Source organism: Sorangium sp. So ce1335, assembly GCF_051521615.1.
Classification (GTDB): Bacteria; Myxococcota_A; Polyangia; order Polyangiales; family Polyangiaceae; genus Sorangium.
The window spans coordinates 403,447-415,779 of record NZ_CP150363.1; the positions used below are offsets into that span (position 1 = coordinate 403,447).

2 protein-coding genes are annotated in these 12,333 nt (G+C 73.3%); both read right to left on the bottom strand.

Annotated elements, in window-relative coordinates; all coding sequences use genetic code 11:
• Positions 1–229: 229 nt before the first annotated feature.
• A complete protein-coding gene (locus tag WMF24_RS01430) occupies positions 230–5,965 on the bottom strand; it encodes an nSTAND1 domain-containing NTPase (RefSeq protein ID WP_437734533.1) in 5,736 nt (1,911 codons plus the stop codon).
• A 339-nt stretch (positions 5,966–6,304) separates the two neighbouring features.
• Complete coding sequence (locus WMF24_RS01435; protein ID WP_437734534.1) at positions 6,305–12,238, bottom strand: nSTAND1 domain-containing NTPase; 5,934 nt, start codon at positions 12,236–12,238, stop codon at positions 6,305–6,307.
• Positions 12,239–12,333: the final 95 nt, after the last annotated feature.

Genomic DNA, 12,333 nt, shown 5'->3' on the forward strand with positions numbered 1-12,333 from the left:
CGCGCGGCAGCTTCTGCCGGAGCGCTCGCATCACGGCTCGATGGCGTCCGCGCGGCGAGCCCGTCGGTCGAGCCCGCCCCGCGCCTGCGATAGAGCGAGACGAGGTGGCCGGCCGGGCTCGCGGGCGGCCAGCGCCGCGCCCCGTCGCTGCTTCCTATAGAGCGAACTCCACCCGTCGTCCGGCACCGGCGCGCCTCATCGCGCCGCGTGGAGCGCTGCTGCCAGAGGCTCACCGCTCCCCCTGGGCAGCGGGGCGGGCCAGCTCGACACGGCGCAGGCAGGCTTCCCGGTTCGCGCGGGCCATGGCCCCGGGTAAGCGGAGGAGGTCCATCCTCCGATCGACGGGCATGCAGTAGGTGGTCGCGGCCCACAGCTTCGGATCGTCGACGTCGCGGAGCTCCTCGAGACCGGTCCACACCCGCACCACCGCGTCGTCCGCCGCGGTGACGATGCGCTGGCCCTCCGGGCTGAACGCCACGGCGTTGATCGGCGAATCGGAGGCGCGGAGGACCAGCGGCTCGCCCGTGGCGTCGACGTTCCACACCCGCACCGTGGCGTCCTGCGACCCGGTGGCGATGCGCTCGCCGTCGGGGCTGAACGCCACCCCGAGCACCCAGTGCTCGTGACCGCGAAGCACCAGCGGCTCGCCCGTGCCGTCGGCGCGCCACACCCGCGCGGTCCTGTCCCAGGACGCGGCGGCGACGCGCTGGCCGTCAGGGCTGAACGCCACCGCGTTGATCACGCCGTCGTGACCGCGGAGGACGACGGGCTCGCCGGTGCCGTCGGCGCTCCACACCCGGACGGTGTTGTCCGATGACCCGGAGACGATGCGCCTCCCGTCGGGGCTGAACGCCACCGCGTAGATCCGATCCTCGTGACCGCGAAGCACCAGCGGCTCGCCCGTGCCGTCGGCGTTCCACACCCGCACGGTCCGGTCCCACGACCCGGTGGCGATGCGCCGGCCGTCGGGGCTGAACACCGCCGCGTAGACCTGGTCGGTGTGGCCGCGGAGGACGAGGGGCTCGCCGGTGCCGTCGGCGTCCCACACCCGCGCCGTCCTGTCGGCCGACCCGGTGGCGACGCGCCGGCCATCCGGGCTGAACGCCGCCGAGATGACAGCGTCGTCGTGGCCGCGGAGGACGAGGGGCTCGCCGCTGCCGTCGGCGTCCCACACCCGCGCGGTGCGGTCGAGCGACGCGGCGGCGACGCGCCGGCCGTCGGGGCTGAACGCCACCCCGTAGATGCGATCCGTGTGGCCGCGGAGGGCCAGGGGCTCGCCGGTGCCGTCGGCGTCCCACACGCGCGCCGTCCTGTCGAGCGACGCGGTGACGACGCGCTTGCCATCGGGGCTGAACGCCACGGAATAGATCTGGTCGTCGTGGCCGCGGAGGACGAAGGCCTCGCCGGTGCCGTCGGTGTCCCACACCCGCGCCGTCTCGTCCTGCGACGCGGTGACGACGCGCTCGCCATCGGGGCTGAACGCCGCCGAATAGACGCGGTCGTCGTGGCCGCGGAGGACGAGGGGCTCGCCGGTGCCGTCGGCGTTCCACACCCGCGCCGTCCTGTCCCACGACGCCGTGACGATGCGCCGCCCATCGGGGCTGAACGCCACGGAATACACCCGCTCGTCGTGGCCGCGGAGGACGAGGGGCCCGCCGGCGCCGTCGGCGTTCCACACCCGCGCCGTTCTGTCCTGCGATCCCGTGACGATGCGCCGCCCGTCGGGGCTGAACGCCGCCGCGTAGACCTGATCGGTGTGGCCGCGGAGGACGAGGGGCTCGCCGGTGCCGTCGGCGTTCCACACCCGCGCCGTCCTGTCGGACGACGCGGTGACGATGCGCTTGCCATCGGGGCTGAACGCCGCCGAATAGACGCGATCGTCGTGGCCGCGGAGGACGAGCGGCTCGCCGGTGCCGTCGGCGTTCCACACCCGCGCCGTCCTGTCCCACGACGTCGTGACGATGCGCTTGCCATCGGGGCTGAACGCCACGGAGTTCACCCGCTCGTCGTGGCCGCGGAGGACGAGGGGCTCGCCGGTGCCGTCGGCGTTCCACACCCGCACGGCCTTGTCGGACGACGCGGTGACGACGCGCCTCCCGTCGGGGCTGAAGGCCGCGTCCAGCACGCCCTCCGGGTGGACGAGCACCGCGCGCGCGATCCTGCTGTACAGCGCCCAGCGCGCGAGGGCGGCCCACCCCCGCGGCTGGTCGGGCGGCTCGACCTCGCGCAGCAGCGCGAGCACGCTCGTGGGATCGGCCTCGAGCTCGCGCGCCGCGGCCACGCGCGCCGCGTTGCGCGCGCGCATGGCCTGCTGGTTGGCGCGGACCGCCAGGTACGACACCGTGATCGCGAACGCGGTGAGCGCGGCGATCACCCCCGTGGTGAGCCGCCGGCGCAGGCGGCGCGCCCGCTCGCAGTGCGCCACCACGGCGAGCAGGTAGCGCTCCTCGCGGCCGCCGAGCCCGGCGCGCCACCCGTCGCCCTGCTCGTCGCGGCGGCGCCTGTACCAGGCGCGGGCGTCCTCCGCGGCGCGGTCGCGCCAGAGCAGCCCTTCGGCCTCGCCGCTCGCCTCCCATTGCTGGGCCGCGGCGCGCAGCTGGGCCCGGAACTGCGCGTCCTTCTCGCTCTCGGCGAGCCAGTGCCCGAGCCTGGGCCACCTGTCGATCAACGACTCATGGACCAGCTCCACCCTCGTGCGATCGCGCGCGCCGCCGGGCTCCTCGTCGCCGGCCTCGATGAGCAGGAGCCGCGCGCCCGCGAGGCGCTGGATCACCTGCGTCACCGCGTCGCCGGCGCCGCCCTGCGCGGCGTCGCGGAGCTCGTCCAGGCTCACCACGGCGCGCGTGCGCTCGGGCGTGACGAGGCGCAGGAACACCGCCCGGGCCAGCCGCTGCTCGCCCTGTGGCAGCGCCAGCAGCACCGCGTCCGCGTGGGCGGAGAGGGCGCCGGCGACGCCGCCGAGCTGCTCGTAGCTGCCCTGCGTGAGCAGCCGGCGCTCGCGGTCCCGCGCCTCCCACAGCTTCATGGCCGTGAATTGCAGGAGCGGCAGCGGGTTCCGCGTGCTCTCGAGCGCGCCGAGCATGTGCTCGACCGTCCCTTCGGCCTCGAAGCGAACCCCGGCCGCCTCGAGCGGCGCCATCAAGGCTTCGCGCAGGCCGGCGCGCCCCATCGGCGGCAAGAACCAGAGCCCCCGGGTCACGTCGCCGGTGAACCCCTGGTCATCGGCCATGCGCTCGATGAAATCCGAGCGGACGGCGAGCAGCACGCGCAGGGGCGACGAGGCGTCGTCGGCCGCGCCCTCCAGGCAGGCGGTGAACACAGCCCGTTCCTCCGGGGAGGCGCCGAGCGTGTAGAGCTCCTCGAACTGGTCGACGAACAGCAGGACATGGCGACTCGCCCCCTCGCGTCGACAGCGCGCGCGCAGCCGCGCGCCCAGGTAGCCGGGCTGGGCGCGCAGCACGCCGACGAGCTCGTCGTGATCGCGGATCTCGGGCGAGCCCGCCGCGCCGGCGGGCTCCGCCTCGGCGAGCTGCTCCAGCACGTCGACGAGCGCGGACAGCGGGCGGCGGCCCGGGCGCAGGATGAACGCTGCCCAGCGGCTGCCCGAGCGCTTGAGCGCCGGGATCACGCCGGCGCGCACGAACGACGACTTGCCCGCCCCCGAGGCCCCGGCCACGACGACGAGCTCCTCGCTGCGCAGCCGCGCCGCCACGGCGGCGACCTCGCGCTCGCGGCCGAAGAAGCGCGGGGCGTCGGCCTCCTGGAAGGCGGACAGGCCGGCGAACGGGCTGTCGTCCTCGGCCAGCCGGAGCGCCCTCCGGCCAGGCGCGAGCGCCTCGAGCTCGGCGAGCAGCTCCCTGGCCGAGCCGATGCGCTCGGCCTTGCGCTTCTTGAGGCAGCGGTCGACGAGGGCGCCGAGCGCGCCCAGCTCCGGGTGCCGCTCGCGCAGGCTGGGCATGGGGAGCTCGAGGTTCATGATCTCCGGGAGCCGCGCGAGCGAGAACGGGCGCAGCGGATGCTCGCCCGTGAGCAGCTCGTAGAGGAGGACGCCGACGGCCCAGAGGTCGGTGCGGCCATCGACGTCCCCGCCCAGCAGCTGCTCGGGCGCCATGTAGCCCGGCGTGCCGGCGATCGTGCTCCTCCGGCGCCGGCCTGCGCCTCTGGCGAGCGCCGCCCGGGCGCTCGTGAAGGGCGGGGCCACGCGCGCGTCGATCCACTTGGCGAGGCCGAAATCGAGCACCTTGATGCACCCGGCGTCGTCGATGCGGATGTTCTCCGGCTTCAGATCGCGGTGCACGATCCCGCGTCCGTGCGCGCAGGCCAGGGCGCGAAGGACAGGGATCATGATCTCGATCACGGCGCCGGCCGCGCCCGGGCCAGACGGCGTACCGGCGGCGGCCGGCGGCCCGGACGCGCCGGGTTGCTCGCGCTGGATCATCCATTCGCGCAGCGAGCGACCCTTGATGTACTCGAGCACGAGGTAGGGACAGCCATCGATCTCGTCGACCTCGTGGATGACGACGATGTTCTCGTGCTTGCAGCGCGCCGTGGCCCGCGCCTCTTCCAGGAAGCGCTCGATGCTCTGCCCGGTGTAGCTGAGGAGGAGCTTGAGCGCGACGCGGCGGCCGAGGCTCGTGTCGCGGGCCAGGTACACGACGCCCATGCCGCCCCGGCCCACCTTGCGGATGATCTCGTAGTGCTTGATGACGTCGCCGGCCTTCGGGTGCAGGCGGCCGGCGGCGGGCTCCGCGCTCGCCCCCGCGCCGCCGGCCCGGGGAGGCGCTGCGCCGCGCCTCCCCGGGCTGGATACCGGGCTGGTCGGGACCTCGGTGAGCACGCAGCTGCGCGCGGGCTCGTCGATGGAGGTCCCGGGCGCGCCCGGGTCGTCACGGCGGACGGCCGCGTCTCGCCCCGACGCGCCCGGGGCAGCGCCGGCCGCGTCTCGCCCCGACGCGCCCGGGTCGTCACGGCGGACGGCCGCGTCTCGCCCCGACGCGGCCGGCGCTGCCCCGGCCGCCTCCGCCCGTCGCTCCGCTTCGGCGCCGTCTGGCGCGTCTTTCAGGATCAGGTCCTCCCGGCGGAGGCCGTCGACGTCGCAGGCGTCGAGCGCTGTGAGCAGGTCGTCGGCCGTGACGTCCCGCGCCGTGACGTCCTCGATCGTCGCGCGTCGCAGGATGGCGCCGAGCGGGTGCTCGAGGAGCGCGCGCGGGATCCGGGCGGGCTCACCGCTCTCCGGAGGGGGGAGCGCAGCTCCGTCCGGGCACGTCCCGCATCCCGGCCGGCGGCCCGTCAGGCACTCGAGGAACACGAGCCCCCAGGCGTACAGGTCCGAGCGCGCGGTCGGCGGGAACCCCCGGCGCTGCTCGGGCGCCGCGTAGGCCAGCGAGCCGACGATCCCGGTGCCGGAGAGGCGGGTTTCGCCCTCGGCGACGCATGCTCCCGCGGCGACGTTGCCGAAGCCGAAGCCGAACAGCAGCGCGCTCCGCTCCGCCCCGGAGGGCACGACCATCACGTGGGCCGGCCTGACGTCGCCGTGGACCATGCCCTGCCGGTGCGCGAAGGCGAGCGCGTCGAGGACCTGCCGCATCAGGCGCCGCGCCTCCCGGGGATCGAGCGCGCCCTGCGCCGACAGCAGCTCGGCGAGGCTCTGCCCGGGGACGCGCTCGAAGATCGCATAGAGCCGCCCGTCGTCCGTCTGCCCCGCGTCGACGAGCCGGGCGATGCCTGGATGGCGGAGCCGCGCGTGGCGGTTCATCTCCCGCACGAAGCGCGCGCGGCGCCGTCGCGCGATGTCCTCGGAGCTCCCCTCCGGCAGGATGCGCACGACCTCGAGGACGACCGGCTGTCCGCCCGCTATCTGCCGTCCGTGGTAGACCGCGGCGAGGGCGGTCTCCTGGGGCGAAGAGAGGATCTCGTAGCGACCCTGGAACACTGTCGTTGGAGCGAGGTTCTCCTGGTTCATCATGGCCCCTTGGTCGCTGCCGGTTCGCGCGGCAGCTCCGGGCGAAACGCTGCCGTCGCGCGCTCGACGCCGTCCGCGCGCCGTGTCCGTCGGACGAGCCCGTCCTGCGCCTGCTGGAAGGAGCTCGACGATGTGGCTGGTCCGTCGCTCGGGGAGGCTCGCTGCCCCGTCGCGCTTTCTATAACGTGATCTCCGCTCCTCGTCCGGCGCCGGCGCGCCTCGTCGCGCGCGAGGAGCGCTGTCGCCGGACCAGCCTGGCGGCATGGCCAGCCTGACGTGCGGTACGATGCGGCATCGAGACCGCCTCGACGCGTCGAGGCCGGCGGCGGCGCGCGCGCGTCCTCATCGGCGAGCGTCGCCGCTCGGCCGGGCAGCCGCGTCTAACCCGGGCGTCGGGGCAGCCGCGCGCGCCGCCTCGACGCGGCGCAGGCAGGCTTCCCGGTCGGCGCGCGCCGTGGCGTCGGGGACACCGAACAGCTCCTTCCTCCGCTCGACGGCCATGCAGTAGGTGGTCGCGGTCCAGAGCCTCGGGTCGTCGACGCCGCGGAGCGGATCGAGGTCGGTCCACAGCCGCACAGATCGGCGGTATGCGGTGACGATGCGTTCGCCGTCTGGACTGAACGCCGCGCTGATGGCAGGGAAATCGAAGCCGAGCGCCACCTGGGGCTCGCTCGTCCTGTCAGCGTCCCATAGCCGCACGGCCCCGTCCTGCGACGCGGTCACGATACGCCCCCCGTCGGGGCTGAACGCCGCCATGAGGACCTCACCTTGGTGCCCACGAAAGACCAGGGGCTCGCCCGAGCCATCGGCGTTCCAGACCCGCGCGGTCCTGTCGAAGGATGCGGTGAGAATGCGCTTGCCGTCGGGGCTGAACACCGCCGACATCACCTCATCTTCGTGGCCGCGAAGGACCAGGGGCTCGCCCGTGCCATCGGCATTCCACACCCGGACCGTCTCCCCCGAGGCGGTCACGATGCGCTCGCCGTCGGGGCTGAACGCCGCCGAGGCGACCCCGCTCTCGTGACCGCGAAAGACGAGAGGCTCGCCCGTGCCATCCGCGTTCCAGATCCGCGCGGTCCTGTCCTCCGACGCGGTGACGATGCGCTCGCCGCCGGGGCTGAACGCCGCCGAATAGATCACGTCCTTGTGACCGCGAACGACGATGGTCTTGCCCGTGCCGTCCGCGTTCCAGATCCGCGCGGTCCCGTCTTTTGACGCGGTGACGATACGGTTGCCGCCGGGGCTGAACGCCACCGACGTCACATTGTCCTCGTGGCCGCGAACGGCCACAGGCTCAACCGTGTCGTCGGTATCCCATATCCACGCGATCTTGCTCTTGTAGGACGCGGTAGCGACGTGACCGCCATCGGGGCTGAGAGCTGTCCGTATGACGACGCTCTCGTGGCCATGAAGAATCCGAGAGCCGTTCCAGTCGTCAGCGTTCCAGATCCGAACGGTCCTGTCGTTGCACGTGGCGACGATGCGCTTGCTGTCAGGGCTGAAATTCGCCCTGGAGACAATGGCCTCTTGCTGAAGGACCATGGGTTCGCCTGGGTCCTGAACGTTCCATAGTCGCACGGCCCTGTCGTAGGATAGAGTAGCAATGCGCTTGCCGTCAGGGCTGAACTCTGCGAAATATGCGGGTGCTTCGTAACCCTGAAGGACGACAGGCTTACCCGAGCCATCCGCGCTCCAGATCCGCGCGGTCCCGTCGTAGGATGCGGTGACGATGCGCTTGCCGTCGGGGCTGAACGCCGCCTCGATTACCGCATCTCGATGGCCCCGGAGGACCACGAGCTCGCCGCCGGCGTCGGCGTTCCAGACCCGCGCGGTCCTGTCCTTGGACGCGGTGACGATGCGCTTGCCGTCGGGGCTGAACGCCGCCTTGTGTACCGCACCTCGATGACCCCGGAGGACCATGGACTCGCCCGAGCCATCGGCGCGCCAGACCCGCGTCGTCTCATCCTCCGACACGGTGACGATGCGCTTGCCGTCGGGGCTGAAGCTCGCTTCGAGCACCGCACCTCGGTGACCCCGGAGGACCATGGGCTCGCCCGAGCCATCGGCATTCCACAGTCGCACGGTCTCGTCGCTCGATGCGGTGACGATGCGCGTACCCTCGGGGTTGAACTCCGCCGTGCGTACCTCCGCTTCGTGGCCGCGGAGGACGATCGCCTCGCCTGAGCCGTCGGCGTTCCACAGCCGCGCGGTCGTGTCCCTCGACGCGGTGACGATGCGCTTGCCATCGGGGCTGAACGCCGCCGAGCTTATCGCGTCCCGATGTCCCCGAAGAAGCACGGGGTCGCTCGTGCCATCCGCATTCCAGACCCGAGCGATCGCGTCCGTTGAGGCGGTGACAATGCGTTTCCCGTCACGACTGTACCTCGCCTCCGTGACCCCCGCCGGGTGGTCGAGCACCGCGCGCGCGGCCTCGAAGTGCAGCGCTCTGCTCGTGAGCTCGTGCCATCCTCGCGGCACCTCCGGCTCCATCTCGCGCAAGATCGCGAGCGCGATCGTCGGATCGGCTTGCCTGGCACGGGCCGTGGCCATGCGGGTGGCGTTGCGCGCCGCCCGGGCCTGGGCGTGCGCGCGGGCCGTCTCCTGGTCGGCGAGCGCGGCTTGCTCGGCGGCGCGCGTGGCTTGCTGCCTGGCGCGCGTGGCTTGCCGGTCGTTGTCGATCGCCAGCAACGACACCATGAGCGCAACGGCGCCGAGCACGGCGATGACGCCCGCGGTGATCCCCCGGCGTACCCGCTGCGCTCGCTCATGGAAGGCCACGACGGCCGACAGATAGCGTTCTTCTCGCCTGCCTATCCCGTCATCGCCCATCCCGCTCCGCTCGGCGCGGCGGCGCTCGTGCCACGCCCTGGCGTCCTCCGCCGCACGGTCGCGCCAGAGCAACCCCTCGGCGCTGCCGCTCGCCTCCCACTGCCGGGCTGCGGCCCGCAACCGCGCCAGGAACTCGGCGTCTTGCTCGCTCTCGGTGAGCCACTGCTTGAGCTTCGCCCACCGCTCGATCAGCGATTCATGCACCAGCTCCACGGTCGCGCCCTCGCGCTCGCCGCCGGTCTCGATGAGCAGGAGCCGCGCGTCGGCCAGGTGCTGCACCACCTGCGCCACCGTGTCCCCGGCGCCGCCCTCGCCGTCCTGCGCGCACTCGCGGAGCTCATCCAGGCTCACCACAGCGCGCGTGCGCTCGGGCGTGACCAGGCGGAGCAGCACCGCCCGGGCCAGCCGCTGCTCGCGTGACGACAGCGCCGAGAGCACCGCGTCCGCATGGGCGGACAGGGCACCCGCGACGCCGCCGAGCCGCTCATGGCTCTCCCGCGTCAGCAGCCGGCGCTCGCGGTCCCGCGCCTCCCACAGCTTCATGGCCGTGAATTGCAGGAGCGGCAGCGGGCTCCGCGCGCTCTCGAGCGAGTCGAGGATGTGCTCGACCATCTCCGCGGCCTCGAAGCGGTACCCGGCCGCCTCGCTCGGCCTCGCCAGCGCTTCGCGCAGGCCCTCGCGCCCCATCGGCGGCAGGAACCAGAGCCCGCGGGTCACGTCGGCCATGAAGCCGCGATCGTCGCCCACGCGGTCGAGGAAATCCGAGCGGATGGCGAGCATGGCGCGCACGGGCGACGAGGCGTCGTCCGCCGCTCCCTGCAAGCACGCGACGAAGATCGCCAGCTCCTCGGGCGCGGCGCCGAGCGTGTAGAGCTCCTCGAGCTGGTCGACGAAGAGCAGGATGCGCCGACTCTGCCCCTCGCGGCGGCAGCGCGCGCGCAGCGACGCGCCCAGGCTGCCCGGCTGGGTGCGCAGGCTGGCGATCAGCCCGTCCGGGTCCGGGAGCTCGGCCGAGCCCGCCGTCGCCCTGCTCCCGGCGGTCGCCCCGCGCATCGCGTCCGCCTCGGCGATCTGCGCCAGCACGTCGACGAGCGCGGCGAGCGGGCGGCGCCCCGGGCGCAGCACGAACGCTTCCCAGCGGTCCCCGGAGCGCTTCAAGGCCGGGATCACGCCCGCGCGCACGAACGACGACTTCCCCGCCCCGGAGGGCGCGGCGATGGCCACGAGCGGCTGGTTGCGCAGCCGCGCCGCCACGGCGGCGATCTCGCGATCGCGGCCGAAGAACCGCGCCGCGTCCGCCTCCTGGAAGGCGGTCAGGCCGGCGAACGGGCTCTCTTCCTCGCCGAGGTCGAGCGCTTTTCGCGCGGGCCGCAGCTCGTCGAGCTCGCCGAGGAGCTCCCTGGCCGACCCGATGCGCTCGGCCTTGCGCTTCCTGAGGCAGCGGTCGACGAGGGCGCCGAGCGCGCCCAGCTCCGGGTGCCTTTCACGGAGGCCGGGCATCGGCTCATCGAGGTCTGCGATGCTCGAGAGCCGCGCGAGCGAGAACGGCTGCAGCGGGTGCTGCCCCGTGAGCAGCTCGTGGAGCACGATGCCCACGGCCCAGAGGTCGGCGCGGTGATCGACATCCATGCCCAGCAACTGCTCCGGCGCCATGTAGCGAGGCGTACCGACAGCCGCGCTCTTTCTACGCCGGCGCGCGCCGCCGGCGAGCGCCGCGCGGGCGCCGGTCAACGTCGAGACCACGTTGACCTCGAGGTCCTTGGCGATGCCGAAGTCGACCACCTTGATGCAACCGGATTCATCGAGGAGGATGTTCTCGGGCTTGAGATCGCGGTGCACGATGCCGTGCTCGTGCGCGCAGACCAGCGCGCGGACGACAGGGACCATGAGCTCGATCACAGCGCCGGGCGCCCGCGAGCGAGGGGGCGTATCGATGGCTCGCGACCCGGGCGCGCTGGCCTGGTCGCGCTGCGCCATCCACTGGCGCAGCGTGGGGCCCTTGATGTACTCGAGCACGATGTAGGGGTATCCACGGATCTCGTCCACCTCGTGGATGACGACGATGTTCTCGTGCCTGCAGCGCGCCGTGACCCGCGCCTCGGCCAGGAAGCGCTCGATCCCGTGCCCGCTGTACCTGAGCAGGAGCTTTACCGCGATCAGGCGACCGAGCCGCATGTCGCGCGCCAGGAACACGACCCCCATGCCGCCCTGGCCCAGCTTGCGGATGATCTCGTAGTGTTTGATCGTGTCGCCGAGGCCCATGGGCATGCGTCCCGAGGTGGGCTCCTGCGATGCTTTCGCGGCGCCTGCCGGGGAAGGCTCAGCCCCATGCGCTCGGTCGCCGGGCACGGGGCTGACGGGGGCTTCACCCGCCGATGCCGTGGTGAGCGTGAGCAGGCGCTCGGGCTCCTCGACGGAAGCCGTGGGCGATCTCGGGCCCCTTGAACGCTGCGGCGCCGCCGCGTCCCGGCCCTCCGACTCCTCGGATATCCGTCGCTCCTCCGCTGACCCCTCTCGCCCCTCCCCGGCGCGCCTCGGAGCGCAAGGCGCGATCAGAGCGTCCCGGCGCAGCCCGCTCACCTCGCAGGCGTCGAGCTCACACAGCAGGGCGTCGGCCGTGGCGGCGCGCGCCGCGACCTCCTCGATCGTGGCGCTTCGCAAGATGGCGCCGAGCGGGTGATCGAGGAGCGCGGGAGGCATCCGCGCTCGCCCGCCGCTGTCGGACAGGAGGGCCTCTCGCTCCGGCGAGCTGCTCATGTCCGCACGTCTGCCCGTGAGGCACTCGAGGAACACGAGCCCCCAGGCGTACAGGTCCGAGCGGGCCGTGGGCGGGTACCCCCGGAGCTGCTCGGGGGACGCGTAAGCCTGCCAGGCAGCGAGCTCGCTCGATGCAGCGAGCGTCTCGCCCCGACCTGCCCGCGCGCCCGCGGCGATGGCCGCGAAGCCGAGATCGAGCACCATCGCGTCGCGCAGCGCCCCCGCCGGAACGGCCATCACGCGGCTCGGCTGGAGGGCTCCGTGGACCATGCCGCGCCGGTGCGCGCAGGCCAGCGCGTCGAGGACCTGCAACATCAGGTGCCGCGCCTCCTGCGGCTCGAGCGCGCCCTGCTCCGCGAGCAGCTCGGAGAGGCTCTGTCCGGACACGAGCTGGAAGACGGCATAGAGCTGTCCCTCGTCCGTCTGCCCGGCCTCGATGGGCCGGACGATGCGGGGATGCTGGAGCCGCGCGCAGGAGCGCATCTGCCGCAGGAATCGCGCGGCGTGGGCTCGCGCCATGGCCGCGGGAGCTCCGCCCCGGTCCAGGCGCACGACCTTGAGGATGATCGGGTGCCCCGTGGCGAGCTGCCGCCCTCTGTAGGCGGACACCAGGTCACCCCCGTGGAGCATGGAGACGACCTCATAGCGGCTCTGGAACACCATCCCTGGAGCGAGGATCTCGTGGTTCATCACAGCCCCTCCGGTCGCGCCGCCTCGCGCGGCAGCTTCGGGCGATCGAGCCGGCACCGCGTCCGACGCGGCGGCCGTCACGCGGAGCCCGCCCC

Coding starts and splice junctions, on each gene's coding strand:
- WMF24_RS01435 (WP_437734534.1), bottom strand. CDS start 12,238: ATGAACCACGAGATCCTCGCTCCAGGGATGGTGTTCCAGAGCCGCTAT.
- WMF24_RS01430 (WP_437734533.1), bottom strand. CDS start 5,965: ATGATGAACCAGGAGAACCTCGCTCCAACGACAGTGTTCCAGGGTCGC.